Here is a 16,441-nt window from a genome sequence, read left to right on the forward strand (position 1 = left end):
AATGATCTTCTGCTGTTTGATCCAAGGTCGGAGGCCGGGATTGCCCCCGGCGGTGCAGTCACCTTCTTTTGCGTCGCCAAAAGAAGGTAACCCAAGAAAAGGCGACCCCACTGGACGTGTCCCTCCGCTACGCTCCGGGCAACCTGTGGTGCTCGATCGAGGGGCCGGCCATCCGGGGGTGGTGCTGCAGAACTCGCTTTGTTCACTTCGTTCACGCCGCTCAAACAGCTGCAGCAAGTCAGAGCACGAAGCAAGGGCATCTTGCAAGTGCCCTTGCCCACCCCACGCTCTGCGCTCCTCGGCACGGCCAGAGGGGACCCGTGGGTCGGGCCATTGCTTCGCTCGGCCTGCGAATCAATAGACCTCGCTCTGCTCGGTGGTCTTGTTCCCTCCCTTTGGAGGAGGGGTAGGGCGGGGGTTTTCACGGCAGTTGATCTGAATGGTCTTCTGTTGTGCAGGTCGTTCGGTGAAAGCGCCCATCTCAGCCTTCCCCAACAAGGCGTAGGTGTCTACGCATTTTGAGATTTCATCACCGTCATTCCCGCGTAGGCGGGAATCCAGGGAAAAGAAGCGCGGATACCCAACACGGTTTGTAGTGGGATTGGCAGAATGGGAATGCAAAGGGAATGCAAAGGGAGTGCTTTTGCTGGCGTAGCGCCACGTAATCCTGGATTCCCGCCTGCGCGGGAATGACGGGAAAAGATGTGTAGTGACCTTGCACAGAAGGGGGAGGAGTAAGTACTGCGAAGCCTGATCATTCGAGGGCCGAGCGCAGCGATGGCCCGACTCAGGCTCCCCGCCCCTCTGGACGTGCCGAGGAGCGCAGAGCGAGGGGTGGGCAGGAGCACTGCAAGATGCTCCTGCTTCGTGCTCTAGCTTGCTGCAGCTGTTTGAGCGGCGTGAACGAAGTGAACAAAGCGAGTTCTGCAGCACCACCCCGGATGGCCGGCCCCTCGATCGAGCACCGCAGGTGGCCCGCAGCGAAGCGAAGGGACACGTCCAGTGGGGTCGCCTTTTCTTGGGTTACCTTCTTTTGGCGACGCAAAAGAAGGTGACTGCACCGCCGGGGGCAATCCCGGCCTCCGACCTCAAATCAAACAGCAGAGGAGCATTAAAAAGCGCTGCGAACGAACAACAGCCGCAGCCCCCTCACCAGATGGCCAACCGCCCATCCCCGCCAACGTGAAGGGCGAGAACACCACCAAACTCCAACCACAACAGCGAACAAAACGCTCAATTAACCTTAGCCGTCAAATTGACAGCCTTCCCCACCGAAGCATTCCAATCCTTCACACACTGCGCCCCGCAACGCGCCGCCCACCGCGGCAGCACATGCTCCAACAGCGCCTTGCGCCGAAGTTCCAGATCCGCGGCCGAGGGCTCCACAAGAATCATCTTGGCGGCAGGCCCTTCAGGACATTGTCCGCCTGTGTTGCAAGCCAATCCCATATCGTTCTCGCGCACGTTCTGCTCATACACCGCCTTCTCAAGCCGGCCAAACTCCTGCAGCACCGTCTTCTGCGTCGCGGCATCGAGCTTGTTCCAGGTTTTCTGGTTCATGGCCGTCAGGCTGGCCGCCCAGTTGATCGGCAGGGCGTAGAGGTATTTGGCGCCGTCATACCACTTGGCCTTGTAGCCCCCCAACGTGCCCGTGATCGCGCAATCCAGCACGCCGTTCTGCAGCGCCTGTTGCACTTCACCGAAAGCCATGTTGACGCCCGTTCCGCCAAAGTAGCCGACAAAATCGGCTTGCGAAGCGCCCGAGGTACGGACCTTGCGCCCCTTCAGATCCGCCAGGCTCTTGATCTCGCTGCGGCAATACAGCACCTGGGCCTGAAACGACAGCATGCCCAGCGGCTTGACCTTCACCTTTTCCTCATAATAGCGATACAGGTGCGGACGGAAAGCGTCAGTGACTTGATGGAAGGTCTGAATGGTGGGGGAGACGCCGGCCAGGTCGGTGGCGTCGTTAATGGCGTTGTCGCCCGCCACGAAACCAAGCTGCGTGTTGCCGACATCGAAAACGCCCTGGCTCAGCAAGCGGAATACTTCAGGGCCTTTCAAGCCCATCTCGTTCCAGGGCTTGATGCTGGCGCTGATGGCGCTCTTCGTGGCGGCTGGCAGCTCCTTGGTCCAGAACGGCATTTCCAGCTCTTTGTACTGGGTGGTAATGCCGAGGTTGCCCACCACCTGCAGGTTGACCTTGGTTTGCGCCTGAGCGGCCTGGCCAATACCGAGGCCCAGCACCAGCACACCCAGCAAGCATTGATTCGCACGTTTCATTGCATTGTCCTCCGTTGAAAAATCCAGAAATCAGGTGCGGCTGGCGGCGAAAAGCGATGGCAGCCAGGTGGCGGTGGGGGTAGACGATCAGCAGAATGATCAGCAGGAACATCAGGCCGACGAACGGCAGCGAGCCCAGCACGACGTCGCGGAAGGCACCGTTCTTGCGGACTGACTGCACCACGAACAGGTTCATGCCGATGGGCGGCGTGATGAGCGCGGTTTCGATCAGAATGACAAACACCACGCCAAACCACACGGGGTCATAGCCCAGTTGCTTGATGATGGGCACGACGACGGGAGTCGTGGCGACCATCAGCGTCAGTGTCTCGACGAAGCAGCCCAGGAAGATATAGAGCACGATGATCGCCAGCAGCACGGCGGTCGGGCTCCAGCCCAATTGGCCGACCCATTGCACCGCGGCATCGGTCAGGCCCAGCGTGGACAGCACGAAATTCAGGAAGTACGCCGCCAGCACGATGGCCATGACCATGGCCGTGGTGCGTACGGTGCCTTCGAAAGCCCCCAGCAGCATGGAAACCGACAGGCGTCCCCGCAGGATCACGAGCAGCAGCGCCCCCATCACGCCGAGCGCCGAAGCTTCGGTGGCCGTGGCCAGGCCGGCATAGATCGAGCCGACTACCAACAGGAAGAGAAACAGCGGCGGTAGCAGGTGCTTCAGCGCGGCGGCCCTCAGTGGCCAGGTGGCCCGCCCGGTGGCTGGAGCCAGAGAAGGGTTGATGACGCAGCGTAAGTAGACGTACGCGGAAAACATCACGGCAAGGAGCACGCCGGGAATGAGTGCCGCGAGATAGAGATCGGACACCGCGGTTTCGGACATGGCCCCGTAGAGCACCATGTTGATGCTGGGCGGGATCAGAATGCCCAGCGTGCCGCCGGCCGCGATGGAGCCCAGAAACAACCCTGGGTGATAGCCGTGCTTGTCCATGTTGGGAATGGACACCGTGCCGATGGTGGCCGAAGTGGCGATGCTCGAACCCGAGGTGGCCGCGAAAACCGCCGAGGCTGCGACGTTGGTGTGCATGAGCCCGCCTGGAATGTGCCCGACCCAGCGGTCCAGGGCGTCATACATCGCATCGGTGACACCCGAGCGCAGCAGCAGCTCGCCCATCAGGATGAACATGGGAATGGCGACCAGCACGAAGTCCGCGCTCGAACTCCAGGCGACCTCGCCCAGTCCGCGGATGAGGGGGAAGCTCGAGAACATCTCGCCAAGCGAGAAGCCGAGGATGCCCAGGGTGGCGGCCACGAAAAGGCTGCTCCCGGCCAAGGCCAGCAGCAGTAAAAAGGTGAACGCGAGCACTATGTCTTCTCCTTGCCCAGGCCAGCTTCGATTTCTTCTTGCAGGGTGGCCATGCCCAGCTTCCTGCCTGCTTCCTTGGAGCGGCCGGTGAGCACCTTGATCAGCCCGAAGAGGGCGTACAGGGTGGACACCACCGCCAGCCAGCTCAATCCCAGCAGCCACAGCCCTTGAGGGACGGCCAGGGGAATCGCAAGGGAGGTGTTTGAACGGGCGCCGGTATCAAGGTTGCCCATGACAGTCTGGGCGCACCAGTACACCAGCGCGAGGCTCACGACCGCCAGGCCCAGATAAGACCAGACATCGAGCCAGGCACGCCATGGGGGCGGCAGCTTGACGTAGAGCAGCTCGATGCGGATGTGGGCCTTGCTCACCAGCGCATAGGACATCCCCATGGCCGTGGCAATGGCGAAGGCATAGGTCGAGAGCTCAAAGCTCTCGAAATAGTTGGTTTTCCAGATGGCGCGGAAGATGACATCGAGCGAGATCAGCGCGGCGCTCAGCAACAGCGCCAAGCCGCCGAACCAGGCCAGCCAGCGGGAGCAGGAGGTGCACCATTTCAGGAGGGCATTCATATGCTTCTCCCTCGCCCTGGTTCATTCCCTGCCCATGGGGAAAAGGGTGTCTGCTCAGATGGGGCCCGCATCGTTCAGGCCTTTCCAGTCGAGGGTTTCAACAGCGGCGAATGGCGCCGGATTGAGCAACTGGTTGCGCATGTCATGGATCATGGGCAAGACCTTGGGCAGGAAGGCGGTCCATTGCGGGCTGGCAGCCAGGCGGGTGCGGCGGGCCTGGCGGTCTTCGAAGCTCTCATAGCCCCACAGATGGATCACCTGGTTCTGGGGGCCGATCTCGCTGGTGTAGAACCCCAGAAGACGTCCGAGGATCGGGCGTTCGATCTTCATGCCTTCTTCGCCCATCAGGCGGATGAATTCCGCCTGCCTGCCGGCGTGGAGCACATACGTGCGCATTTCGACGATCATGAGATCCCCTTCAGGCCCAGAGTGCGAGGTGCCCGTCAGGCATCCGGCCCACGAAGGAACCGATGGAAACGCGGCTGCCGCCGGGTTTGGCGACGCCGCTCGCGATCTCGTGCGGATTGCGGGTGTTGAAGATCACAACGTCCCCCGCGGAGGCGCGATAGGTGAACATGGGCGCGTTCTCGACCAGGCTGCGGTCCAGGCCGTAGCTCTTCGGTATTTCTCCCGGCGTGATCTCGGGGTTCCAGGGGCTGTTGTACACATTGGTGTGCCCCCCCGATTCCAGCTCTTCCGCGAAAAAGTTCCAGCCGAGCTGGCCATTGATGGCGCCGATCGCGTAGTCGGGCGAGTTCACAGGCGCCCAGTCCACATGAAGATCGATCTTGTCGCTGGTGGAGCGGATGATCCCGGCGAAATAAGGCCGCCCGTTCTCGTTCGCGAAATCCACGGGCTCAGCCCATACCGAGCGCAGGCGTTCCATCAGGCGCTGCAGGGGGTCGAAAGACCCGGCGAAGACCGCGGCGACGTCGGCCTGGGCTTTGGGGACATCGGCCAGGAACTCCTCCTTGGTCTTGGTCCAGCGGTACTGGTACTGGGCCATGCCGATGTAGCCGATGCGGTCTGCCACGTTGTAGTACTGCATGTTGCCGCGCTTGGCGGCCTCGGCGAAGGCGCGGCACTCGTCCGCCGTGGCGAAGCCGCGGATACGGATGGCCGGGATCTTGTTGTCCAAGAGCAGCTTCAGGCTGTCCTGACTGAGCTCGTGCTCGGTACGATCTAGCCAGGTGGGAGGAGATGCGGTCATGAGGGACTCCTGGGCATGCTTACTCAGGCAGGGTCACCCAGGTCTTGCGGGGAGGAGATTTGATCTCGAGCTGCTCACAGTCCTCCAGGGCTTCGCTGAAGTGCTCGACGCCACGGGGGTGGATCCAGGAGGTGCCGGGCTCCGCGATGGACTCCTTGCCGCCAATGACGAGCCGGAGGCGGCCTTTGATCAGGTAGGCAACGGTTTCATGGTCGTCGTGCTTGTGCACGGGATCGATCAAGCCCTTTTCGCGCCAGACATGGAGCATGAGGATTTCGTTGCCGACCATGGCGCGCCGGACCACGACCTTGCCTTTGGGCTGTACACCTTCGACGGCGCCGAGCCGCTCCGGGGTAATGGATGCAAGTGTCGTAAAAAACTCTTTCGTGGGTTCGATATATCTGTTGTCGATAGCCATGGGTGCTCCTGGTATTCACTAGCCGCCCAATGCCGCGCGGGGCCATTTCAAGTGCCGTCCCCTGCGTTTGGTCGTGGGACGGAAGATAGCACTGTTTTTCTTGAATGTCGACAATGAAGTTTGAGATTTATGCATTCACCTAGGCGAAATACTCACATTGAATTGAAATAACAGATTGAATGTATACAATTGAGCGGTAGTGCCTGGCTTGAAAAGGCTCCATGGCATCAGCAGGTGATCGAATCACCTATCCGAGTACGAAGCAATCCGACCCACTTATGGCACTCGAACACATCACGGTCATCGACCTCACTCACATGCTTTCCGGCCCTTACGGGACCATGTTGCTGGCCGACCTGGGCGCGCGCACCATCAAGGTGGAGCCGCCCGAAACGGGGGAAGGAACCCGGCGCCTGCTGGAGCACGATCCTGACTATTCGCGCGACGGCATGGGGGCCTACTACCTGACGCTCAACCGCAACAAGCAGAGCGTGTGCATCAACCTGAAGACCGACGCCGGGCGCGCTGTGTTCCTGGACTTGGTGCGCCATGCTGATGTGGTGTTCGACAATTTCAGCGTGGGCGTGCCCAAGCGCCTGGGTATCGGCCATGAGGCGTTGGCGGCCGTGAACCCCCGCATCATCACCTGCTCGGTCACAGGCTTCGGCGAAACCGGGCCTGAGATCCAGCGGCCCGCTTTTGACCAGGTGGTGCAGGCCATGGGCGGTGGCATGTCGATCACCGGTACGCCGGAGACGGGGCCCACCCGCAGCGGCATTCCGATTGGCGATCTGGGGGGGAATCTTCGGGGCGATGGGGGTGCTGGCGGCCCTGGCGGAGCGCGAGAAGACAGGCGTTGGCCAGCACGTGGATGTGTCCATGCTCGATGTGCAGATCTCGATGCTGAATTACATGGCAACCATGCACCTGATGTCCGGCATCGTGCCCGAGGGTATAGGCAACGGGCATTTCGTTCATGTGCCTTACAACAGCTATCCCACCTCGGACGGCCACATCATCGTGGCCTGCATCGGCGACCCTTTCTTCGAGCGCTTTGCAGAGTTTGCCGGTATCCCCGAGTTGATGGATCCGGAGCTGCGCAAGCAGCCCAGGCGCCTTGCTGAAAAAGCACGCATTGATGCGCTTGTGGCCGAAAAATTCCGCACCCGCCCCACGGCCTACTGGCAGGCGGAACTGCAGAAGGCGCGGATTCCGTGCGGGCCGGTGAACGATTTCAAGGAAGCATTGAACGACACCCAGGTGCGTGCCAGGGACATGGTGAAGCCCGTGACACTGCACACCGGAGAAGTGGTCGAAGTGCCAGGCAACCCGATCAAGCTTTCCAACGCCAAGGACCAGCCATTTGGTTCGCCGCCCTGCCTGGGCCAGGACACCCTGCGGGTGCTGACCGACACGCTTGGCTACAGCGCAGAGCAGATCGGCCGGCTCAAGGACAACGGAGCCATCGCGTGATGTCCGCCAGCACGACCACTGAGGTGATCCACATCACCGACGTTGCGCCGCGGGATGGGCTTCAGAACCAGCAGGTGCGGACCGATACGGCCTTCAAGCTGAAGCTTATCCAGATGCTGGCCGAGGCCGGCGTGGGCAGTGTCGAGATCGGCGCCTTCGTCTCGCCCAAGGCGGTGCCCCAGATGGCGGATACGGCAGAGGTCGTGAAAAGCATCAATGACCTGCTGCCGGACGTGCGCACATCGGTGCTGGTGCCCAACCTCAAGGGCCTGGAGCTGGCACGGAATGCCGGCGCCCGGGAGATCGCGGTGGTGCTCTCGGCAACCGAGACCATGAACCGGAAAAACATCAACATGAGCCTGCAGCAGGCGCTGGAAGCCAGTGTGGCGACGCTGCAAGCGGCTTCGGCTGGCGGCATGCGTACGCGCGCCTATGTGGCGGTGGCGTTCGACTGCCCGTTCGAGGGGGAGACCCCGACCGATACGGTGGTGGCTCTGGCGCGCCAGATGAAGGAGGCTGGCGCGCAGGAGGTCGTGATCGCCGACACGATCGGTTCGGCTTCCCCCGGCATGGTCAAGGAGCGGCTGAAGGCCCTTGCGCAGGCCGTGCCTCTGGCGGAGCTAGCCGTGCATTTCCACGACACGCGCGGCATGGGCGCGGCCAATGCCTGGGCCGCGCTGGAGGCGGGTGTGCGGCGGTTCGATGCCAGCGTGGGTGGCATAGGCGGCTGCCCATTTGCACCCGGTGCGGCGGGCAACCTGGCCACCGAAGACCTGGTGCTGATGGCCGAGCGAAGCGGCTTTCGCACGGGTATTCAGCTGGACAAGCTGCTCAGCGCCATCGACGTGGCCGAGGCCGCGCTTCAGCGGCCTTTGGGCGGCCGGTCGATTGCATGGCTGCGCCGACAGAGGGAGCGTACTCCAGCCTAGCCTCAGCTTACTGAAACGCCACTTCGGCGAAGCTGCGCAGCTTGCGGCTGTGCAGGCGGTCGAGCCCGTTTTCCCGCAGGCGATCGATGGCGCGCAGCCCGATCAGCAAGTGCTGGTTCACACGTTCCCGGTAGAAGTGGTTGGCCATGCCTGGCAGCTTGATCTCGCCATGCAGGGGCTTGTCAGACACGCACAGCAGGGTGCCATAGGGCACGCGGAAGCGGAAGCCGTTGGCGGCGATGGTGGCGCTTTCCATGTCGAGCGCCACCGCCCGCGATTGGGAAAAGCGTTGCTGCGGCGCATTGTGGCCCTGCAGCTCCCAGTTCCGGTTGTCTGTCGTGGCCACCGTGCCGGTGCGCATGACCCGCTTGAGTTCCCGGCCCTGCAGCTGGGTCACGTCGGCCACGGCGGTTTCGAGCGCGATCTGCACCTCGGCCAGGGCAGGCACGGGAATCCATAGAGGCAGGTCTTCGTCGAGCACGTGGTCCTCACGCACGTAGCCGTGGGCCAGCACGTAGTCGCCCAACTGCTGGCTGTTGCGCAGGCCCGCGCAGTGGCCGAGCATGATCCAGGCGTGCGGGCGCAGCACGGCGATGTGGTCGGTGATCGTCTTGGCGTTGCTGGGGCCGACACCGATGTTGACGAAGGTGATGCCCGAGCGGTCTTCGCGCAGCAGGTGGTAGGCCGGCATCTGCGGCATGCGCGGGGTGGAATGCCCTTGTCGTCATGGGGCTGTGCCGCCAGGCCGGCGCGCCGCGTGATGACGTTGCCCGGCTGCACGAAGCCGCTGTAGCCGCTGCCGGGGTTCTGCATTTCGGCCTGCCCCAGGGCGATGAACTCGTCGATGTAGAACTGGTAGTTGGTGAACAGCACGAAGTTCTGGAAATGCTCGGGCGAGGTGCCGGTGTAATGGCGCAGGCGATGGAGCGAATAGTCCACGCGCGGAGCGGTGAACAGGGCCAGGGGCTCGGGGTCGCCGGGTTGCGGGCGGTGCGTGCCGTTGGCGATGCCGTCGTCCATGGCAGCAAGATCCGGCAGATCGAACACCTCGGGCAGGCGCTGGCGCTGCAGCGCGCTCATGCCGCCTTCGAAGTGCTCATCGTCCGCGAAGCTGAAGGGCAGGGGGATCGGCTGGTTGCTGGTGCCGACCTCCAGCGTGGCGCCATGGTTTTCCAGCAGCAGGCGGAATTGCTCCAGATAGTAGCCGTCGAAAAGATCGGGCCGCGTCAGCGTGGTTTCATAGTGGCCGGCATGCGAGACGAAACCATAGGACAGGCGAGTGTCCGGGTGCCGGCTGTGCGTGGTGGTCAGGCGCACGAAAGGGTAGCAGGCGCGTACGCGCGCGGGCGGCGCGCCCTCGTCGCCCTGCGCCACGTAGGCGTGCAGCGCGGCGCGCAGGTGCGCGAGGCCGGCTTCATAGATGCGCTGGGCCTGCGCCAGGGCGGCAGCGGCATCGGTGAAGGGCGCGGGGGGGACGAATGGAGGAAGGGAGATCATGGGTTATTGTCGCCAAGCACAATGACACTGGTGAAAAATTCTATTCATGATGGCTGACCTGCTTGATCAGGATCTGTGGCACGCGGCCACGCAGCTCGCGGCAGCGCTCGGCTGCGGGTTGCTGGTGGGGGTCGAGCGCGAGCGGCGCAAGGGGCGGGGCCCGGGGCGCGCCCTGGCCGGCATGCGTAGCTTCGCAGTGACTTCCGTGCTGGGCTGCGCCTGCATGCTGGCGGGAGGGCTGGCGCTCACCGTCGTCGGGGCGGCCCTGGTGGCCGGCCTGAGCGTGGCTGCCTACTGGCGCAGCCGTTCACGCGATCCGGGCGTGACGACCGAGATCGCGCTGATGCTGACTTTCGTCATCGGGGCGCTCTGCGTGCGGGCGTTGCCGCTGGCGGCCGCCCTGGCGGTCGGCCTGACGGTGCTGCTGGCCGCGCGCCGGCCGATGCATCGTTTCGCCAGGCACTGGCTGTCGGCGGGTGAAATGCGCGACGGCCTGCTGCTGGGCGCGCTGGCCTTGCTGGCTCTACCCTTGATGCCCGACCGGCCGCTCTGGGGCCCCGCGCTCAACCCCTATGTCATCACCCGGCTTCTGGTGCTGCTCTTGGGTATCCAGGCGCTGGCCCATCTTGCCGGACGGCTGCTGCTGACGCGGCACGCGATGGCGCTGTCGGCGTTTGCCTCGGGTTTTGTCTCCAGCACGGCGACCATTGCCAGCCTGGGGATGAAAGTGCGGCAGGCGGGCGCTCCCGCGAAGGCGAGCGCCGGGGCTGCATTGCTGTCCTGCGTGGCCACGCTGGCGCAGGCCTTGGTGGTGGCCGCGAGCATCAGCGGGGTCTGGCTCAAGCTGCTCTGGCTTCCGGCATCGGCCGGCGCGCTGGTGGCCTTGCTGTGGGGCGGCTGGCTGATCCGGTCGGGCTCAGCAGGCGAGATGGACGGCCCGGACGTTGAAGGCAAGAGGCCACCGCCGGCCGAGCGCATGTTCAGCCTGCGCGAGGCCTTGACGATCGCGGCGCTGCTGACCGGTATTCAGGCCGCTGTGTATGGGCTGGGTCTGTGGCTTGGCGATGCGGGGCTGCTAGCCGGCACACTGCTTGCTTCCTTGTTCGAGGTGCATGCCGCGCTGGCGGCGCTCTTCGTGCAGGGGCCGCCCGACGGCGCGGGCGGGGCGGCGCTGGTGCGGGCCGTGGCGCTGGGGCTGACGGTGCACGCGTTGGCCAAAAGCGTCAATGCGGGCCTGAGCGGCGGAGCGGCTTATGCGCGCGCCTTCATTCCTGGACAATGGCTGCATACGGCAGTGTGTGTCACCCTGTTGATGTTCCTATCGCCATGACATGATGTCCTTTCTCCTCGTATCTCGCGCGCAACGGGATTGATTTTTCGCTATCGATATGTCAGAGCCAGAGCGAGTTGTTCCCGATGAAAGGCGTGTGCTTATGCATAAACGCTTCGCCATGCTGCTGTGGCGCGCACTGGCTATCGCCGCGGTGGGCCTGGCGATCGTGGGGACGGTGCTGCCGGTACTGCCCACGGTGCCGTTCTTGCTCGTGGCTGCATGGGCGGCGGGCAAGGGGTGGCCCGCGTTTGAGCGTTGGCTGCTTGATCATGCGCACTTCGGCCCGCCTATCCGGCGTTGGCGGGAAAACGGCGCCGTTCCCCGCCGCGCCAAGTGGGCCAGTACTTTGATGATGGCTGGCAGTGCCATCGGTCTGCAGTTCTTTGCCCATATTCCGCTGTGGACGCGTATCGGTGTTCCTGTGGTGATGGGGTGCGTGGCGGTCTGGCTGTGGATGCGGCCCGAAGAGTGAACACGCCCTAATCTTCTGGAGATGAGATTGAAAGAGATACTGTTTGAGAACGATGGTCCGGTCTGCACCATCACCATCAACCGGCCGGAGCGGCGCAATGCCGTGGACGGACCTACCGCGCTGCGCCTGCGCGAGGCCATGCTGAAATTCGATGCCGATGATTCGCTGCGCGTGGCGATTCTCACGGGCGCTGGAGGCAGCTTCTGCTCTGGCGCTGATCTGGCGGCGGTGAGCGATCCAGCATTGCGCCACGATCTCGATGAAAACGGCCTGGGCCCCATGGGGCCCAGCCGCATGGCCCTGTCGAAGCCGCTCATCGCCGCCGTGAGCGGCCACGCGGTGGCCGGAGGGCTGGAGCTGGCCCTCCTGGCCGATATCCGGGTCGCGGAGGAAGAGGCCATCTTCGGCGTTTTCTGCCGGCGCTGGGGCGTGCCGCTGATCGATGGGGGCACGGTGCGCCTGCCGCGCATTGTCGGCATGGGGCGGGCGATGGACATGATCCTGACAGGGCGTCCCGTCAATGCCGCGGAGGCGCTCACGATGGGCCTGGCGAACTATGTCGTCCCGAAGGGCGAGGGGCTGGCATGTGCCGTACGCCTTGCGCGCCAGCTGGCGCAATTTCCCCAGCAATGCATGTTGGCCGATCGGCGTTCTGCCTATGAGCAATGGGATCTTCCCCTGGCGGAGGCGCTGGTGCAGGAAGGGCGGCGCGGTGCACCCATCGTTGCGGCGGAAGGCCTGGCGGGTGCCGGGCGCTTCGTGGCAGGAGACGGCCGGCACGGCAGTTTCACGGGTTGAAAGATTCTGGCGGCAGCCATTCCTGGCGTACAGTTATCAGTTGCCTCAGAAAAGCCCCTGAAAGAACCCATGCGCCGCTTCATCTTTTCCAGCCTCCTGCTGCTCGCCGCTTCGTTTTCTCACGCTGAAGAAATCGGCGCGGTCGACACGGTGTTCAAATTCATCGGGCCTGATCACAAGATCGTGGTCGAGGCCTACGACGACCCCGGGGTGAGTGGTGTCACCTGCTATATATCGCGCGCGAAAACCGGTGGCATCAAGGGCGCGTTCGGGGTGGCGGAAGACAAATCCGAAGCCTCGATTGCCTGCCAGCAGGTCGGCCCCATCGCCATTGCCAAGCCCCTGAAGGCCCAGGAGGAGATCTTCAGCGAGCGGACCAGCCTCGTTTTCAAGCGGCTTCGCATCGTGCGCATGGTGGATGTCAAGCGGCATTCGCTGGTCTACCTTACGTATTCCGATCGCGTGATCGAGGGCTCGCCGCAGAACTCGGTGGCCGTGGTGTCGGTGGACCATGCCACGCCGATTCCGATGAAGTAAGCGCTCATGGACGTTCGCCAGCTCAGGTATTTTGTCGGTATCGCTGAGTCGCGTTCACTGACGGAAGCATCGCGGCGGTTGCACATTGTCCAGCCGGCGCTGAGCCAGCGGCTCAGCGATCTGGAAAAAAGCCTGGAGGTCCAACTCGTGGTACGTGGCCATGGGGGGGCGGCGCTTACGCCTGCGGGTGCCGAGCTGTACGAACACGCCAAGCGCATCCTCAAGCAGATCGACTATGCCACCGCCGCGGTGAAGGAGAAGGCCGGGGTCATGGAAGGTGTTCTGAGCATAGGCCTATTGCGCAGTCTGTCGCCTGTCCTGAGTGTGAGGCTGTTCGGCGAGTTGCGCAAAGCGATGCCGGGCGTGCAACCGCAGATCCGCGTGGGTTACTCAGCCGAGCTGGAACTCATGCTGAATCAGGGCATGCTGGATCTTGCGACGCTGGTCTCGGAGCCCGGACAAGGCGGAGCGCGCACGATGGCTTTTTCCGATCATCTGTGTCTTGTGGGATCCGAGGTGATGCTGGCGTCTGTGCCCCGGCGGCCGCGGTTGAAACACGTGGTGGGCATGCCGCTGCTCCTCTCGCCCATGCAACCGGCTCACCAGCTGGTGATGGACGCGGCCGAGCAGCAACAGCTCAAGCTCGACGTCGTGGGCGGTATCGAGGACGTGGCGTCGATCCTGGCACTCTGCAAGGCAGGGTGGGGCGTGACCATTCTCGCTTCCTTTGTGGCTGCGCGCTGCGGCATGGCCGTGAAGCCCATTTCGGAACGCGGGCTGGAACGCCACCTGCGCATCGCCCTGCAGCATGACGCCCATCGCTCCGCCGCCGTCCTGGTGAGCGAATCGATCCTTGACCGCGTGTTGCGCGAAGTACTGCGCCAAGGCTGAGCCCCTGGCCGCGCGCAGGACCATTGTGAAACGCAATGACCGCATCGCCACAACGTATTGGCGTGCGCGAAGGATCGGCGGCATAGTGCCGTTTCATGCGCCGTCCCAATTTTCTGATCATCGTCACGGACCAGCACCGTGCGGACTATCTTGGCTGCTATGGACATCCCGTCCTGCGCACGCCGCATATCGATGCGCTGGCCGCACGCGGCACGCGCTTTGAACGCTTTCACGTCGCCAGCCCGGTTTGCATGCCGAACAGGGCGTCTCTGCTGACGGGACGCTATCCGTCTGCGCATGGGCTGCGCCTCAACGGTGGCGTGTTGCCAGCACGTGCGTCAACCTTCGTCGAATTGCTGCGCCAGGAGGGATATCGTACGGCCAGCTTAGGCAAGAGCCACGTACAGCCCATGACGAACAAGCCCGCTGAAAACCGCGAGAGGCCGGACATGGCGAAGCTGGACGCATGGAAAGACGACGGCGCTGACTACACACGGGAGCAGCCGCACCACTACCAGGGCATCGAACGGCACGCGTTTCCCACCCCGTACTATGGGTATGACGAGGTGGATATGGTCACTTTCCATGGCGACCAAGCTGGAGGGCACTACCTGCAATGGCTGCGCGCGCAAAGACCGGACGCGGATCAACTGCGTGACCCCGCGCATCAGTTACCGCACGGCTACACCTGCCCTCAGGCACGTCGAACGCCCATTCCGGAAGAGCTCTACTCCACCAGCTACATCCGGAACCGCGCGGTGGATTTCCTTCAGCGCGCACGCGGCGCGGAGCAGCCTTTCTTCGCCTTTGTTTCGTTTCCGGATCCGCACCATCCGTTCACTCCGCCGGGGCGCTACTGGAGTCTCTACGATCCAGCGGATTTTTCGGTGAAGCTGCCTTATGAGGCGCATCACAATCCGCCTCCACCCATGCGCTGGTGCCGTGAGCAACTGTTGCGGGGGGCGCGCCATCTCCAAGGGCCGCACGACGGCTTCTTCGCTACCGAACAGGAGTTGCGCGAGGCTATGGCGCTGACTTGCGGAATGATCTCCATGATCGACGATGCGGTGGGAGACATCATGCGAGCGTTGGATGACAACGGCTTGCGTGAGGATACAGTGGTCGTCTTTACCTCTGATCATGGCGATTACTTGGGCGAGTTCAACCTGGTGCTCAAGGGAGCCCTGGCATCGCAGGCCATCACGCGCGTTCCTTTCATCTGGTCGGATCCTCAGAAACCCGGGCTGGCACCTGTGACGAGCAGCGCGCTGGCTTCCACCATCGACATCGCGCCCACGATCCTGGCACGTTGCGGGATCGTGCCTTACCACGGCATGCAAGGGCGATCGTTGCTGCCCTGCCTGGATGGCCAAGCATCAGTGCAGGATGACTTGCTGGTTGAGTACCAGGACAACCGCGCACGCCAGGGCTTCGCACAGGCGGCCTGTGTGCGCACTCTCGTGACCGAGCGCCACCGTTTGTCGGTTTACAAGGGGGAGGCTTGGGGCGAGCTGTATGACCACCAGGAAGATCCCCAGGAAACACGCAATCTCTGGGATTCACCGTCATACCATGCTTTGCAGTCAGGATTGACTCAGCAGTTGCTGCACAAGATGCTGGAGGCGGTGGATCCTAGTCCGCGGACGCGCTACAACGCATGAAGGAGACATGACTATGCAACGCCGACAACTCATTGTGAGCGCAGGCCTGAGTTTGGGCCTCGGCAGGCTGGCCTGGGGGAACGGGTGGCCTGCTCATCCGATCCGGGTGATCGTGCCCGGCGGTCCGGGCTCGCCGGCCGACGTCGCCATACGCGCCATGCAAGATGTGCTGCCCAAGTATCTGGGGCAACCCGTGGTGGTCGAAAACAAGGCCGGCGGCCAAGGCATCATCGGTGTTGACGCTACAGCCAAGGCATCAGCCGATGGGTATACGCTGGGCTTGATCAACCTGCAGACAGCGGTGGCGCCCGCCTTGCGGGCAAGGACGCCGTTTGATCTGCAGCGTGATCTGATTCCCGTGACCCAGTTGACATCCGAATCGCCGGTGCTGCTGGCGCGCCAAGGGCTTGGCGTGCAAACCTTGGCCGAGCTTGTAGCGCTGGCCAGAAAACAACCTGGCCAACTGACGTTCGGCAGCTCCGGATCGGGCACGCCCTCACATCTGGGGATGGCCTTGCTGCAGCGGGCCGCAGGCATCGAAATGAGGCACGTGCCCTACCGTACCGTGGCTTCTGCGGTCACGGATCTGGCCGGCGGCACCGTGGACGTGGTGCTGGCCGGGTCCGCCGCGGCGCTGCAGGGGCTCAACGGCGGACGCGTGGTGGCATTGGCTATTTCGGCGCCCCAGCGCAAGAAAAGCTTTGCCAACGTACCCACTTTGACGGAGGCGGGCTATCCTGGCATTGACCTGCGAGGGTGGACGGGTATCGTGGTGCCTGCGGGCGTGCCGCCGGCCGTGACCGCGAAGCTGGCGAAAGCTTTCTCGGCAGCCCTGACGCAGTCCGAAGTCATCGCACGCATCGATACTTCAGGTGCCGAGGTCAGCGGTGTGACTGGGAGTGAGTTCCAAGCCTTCGTACAATCCGAGGTTCAGCGCTGGCGCAAGGTGGTGGCGGAGGCGAAGATCACGGCAGAGTAGCCGAATCAGTTGCGGCAATCTTGGTTGAATGACCGATACTCACACTATTGCCGCAAACGTTCAC

At 63.3% G+C, this 16,441-nt stretch carries 13 protein-coding genes and 3 pseudogenes; 9 read left to right on the forward strand and 7 right to left on the reverse strand.

Translation table 11 applies throughout. The features are described 5' to 3' along the window. Nucleotides 1-1,233: 1,233 nt before the first annotated feature. The 6 genes and pseudogenes from WJU18_RS05955 to WJU18_RS05980 form a co-directional block, all read right to left on the reverse strand. On the reverse strand, nucleotides 1,234-2,145 hold the full coding sequence (locus WJU18_RS05955; protein ID WP_423460947.1) for a TRAP transporter substrate-binding protein: 912 nt from the start codon (nucleotides 2,143-2,145) through the stop codon (nucleotides 1,234-1,236). A gap of 168 nt (nucleotides 2,146-2,313) precedes the next feature. Continuing rightward, nucleotides 2,314-3,607: pseudogene (locus WJU18_RS05960) on the reverse strand (TRAP transporter large permease). Further along, on the reverse strand, nucleotides 3,607-4,179 hold the full coding sequence (locus tag WJU18_RS05965) for a TRAP transporter small permease (RefSeq protein ID WP_423459200.1): 573 nt from the start codon (nucleotides 4,177-4,179) through the stop codon (nucleotides 3,607-3,609). Before WJU18_RS05965 ends, WJU18_RS05960 begins: the two are co-directional and overlap by 1 nt. 54 nt (nucleotides 4,180-4,233) lie before the next feature. Then, nucleotides 4,234-4,587: an NIPSNAP family protein gene (locus tag WJU18_RS05970; protein WP_423459201.1), complete on the reverse strand. Its 354-nt coding sequence runs from the start codon at nucleotides 4,585-4,587 to the stop codon at nucleotides 4,234-4,236. 10 nt (nucleotides 4,588-4,597) lie between these two features. After that, nucleotides 4,598-5,389, reverse strand: a complete 792-nt coding sequence (locus WJU18_RS05975) for a hypothetical protein (RefSeq protein WP_423459202.1) — start codon at nucleotides 5,387-5,389, stop codon at nucleotides 4,598-4,600. Nucleotides 5,390-5,408: 19 nt separating this feature from the next. Then, entirely contained in the window at nucleotides 5,409-5,807 is a 399-nt protein-coding gene (locus tag WJU18_RS05980) for a cupin domain-containing protein (protein ID WP_423459203.1), read from the reverse strand. Nucleotides 5,808-6,148: 341 nt separating this feature from the next. Here WJU18_RS05980 and WJU18_RS05985 point away from each other — a divergent pair. Continuing rightward, nucleotides 6,149-7,280, forward strand: a pseudogene (locus WJU18_RS05985) (CaiB/BaiF CoA transferase family protein). Further along, nucleotides 7,280-8,209 carry a hydroxymethylglutaryl-CoA lyase gene (locus WJU18_RS05990; RefSeq protein WP_423459204.1) on the forward strand — a complete coding sequence of 310 codons (930 nt, stop codon included), beginning with the start codon at nucleotides 7,280-7,282 and terminating at the stop codon, nucleotides 8,207-8,209. The pseudogene WJU18_RS05985 and the gene WJU18_RS05990 overlap by 1 nt, the downstream one beginning before the upstream one ends. A gap of 7 nt (nucleotides 8,210-8,216) precedes the next feature. On the opposite strand, the pseudogene WJU18_RS05995 reads toward WJU18_RS05990, so the two are convergent. After that, nucleotides 8,217-9,706, reverse strand: a pseudogene (locus WJU18_RS05995) (AMP nucleosidase). Nucleotides 9,707-9,752: 46 nt separating this feature from the next. On the opposite strand from WJU18_RS05995, the gene WJU18_RS06000 reads away from it, so the two are divergent. From WJU18_RS06000 to WJU18_RS06030, 7 genes are all read left to right on the forward strand, one after another. Beyond that, nucleotides 9,753-11,036 carry an MgtC/SapB family protein gene (locus tag WJU18_RS06000; protein WP_423459205.1) on the forward strand — a complete coding sequence of 428 codons (1,284 nt, stop codon included), beginning with the start codon at nucleotides 9,753-9,755 and terminating at the stop codon, nucleotides 11,034-11,036. A gap of 103 nt (nucleotides 11,037-11,139) precedes the next feature. Beyond that, nucleotides 11,140-11,511, forward strand: a complete 372-nt coding sequence (locus WJU18_RS06005; RefSeq protein ID WP_423459206.1) for a YbaN family protein — start codon at nucleotides 11,140-11,142, stop codon at nucleotides 11,509-11,511. Between the two features lie 21 nt (nucleotides 11,512-11,532). Continuing rightward, nucleotides 11,533-12,309: a crotonase/enoyl-CoA hydratase family protein gene (locus WJU18_RS06010; RefSeq protein WP_423459207.1), complete on the forward strand. Its 777-nt coding sequence runs from the start codon at nucleotides 11,533-11,535 to the stop codon at nucleotides 12,307-12,309. A gap of 69 nt (nucleotides 12,310-12,378) precedes the next feature. Continuing rightward, the gene (locus WJU18_RS06015) at nucleotides 12,379-12,846 is read left to right on the forward strand and encodes a CreA family protein (RefSeq protein WP_423459208.1); all 468 of its coding nucleotides are present in this window, start codon (nucleotides 12,379-12,381) and stop codon (nucleotides 12,844-12,846) included. A gap of 6 nt (nucleotides 12,847-12,852) precedes the next feature. Next, nucleotides 12,853-13,737 carry a LysR family transcriptional regulator gene (locus WJU18_RS06020; RefSeq protein ID WP_423459209.1) on the forward strand — a complete coding sequence of 295 codons (885 nt, stop codon included), beginning with the start codon at nucleotides 12,853-12,855 and terminating at the stop codon, nucleotides 13,735-13,737. A 95-nt stretch (nucleotides 13,738-13,832) separates the two neighbouring features. Next, entirely contained in the window at nucleotides 13,833-15,398 is a 1,566-nt protein-coding gene (locus WJU18_RS06025) for a sulfatase family protein (protein ID WP_423459210.1), read from the forward strand. Between the two features lie 13 nt (nucleotides 15,399-15,411). Then, nucleotides 15,412-16,377, forward strand: a complete 966-nt coding sequence (locus WJU18_RS06030) for a Bug family tripartite tricarboxylate transporter substrate binding protein (RefSeq protein WP_423459211.1) — start codon at nucleotides 15,412-15,414, stop codon at nucleotides 16,375-16,377. Nucleotides 16,378-16,441 lie beyond the last annotated feature (64 nt).

This window comes from Ottowia sp. VDI28 (assembly GCF_049532675.1).
Lineage (GTDB): Bacteria > Pseudomonadota > Gammaproteobacteria > Burkholderiales > Burkholderiaceae_C > Ottowia.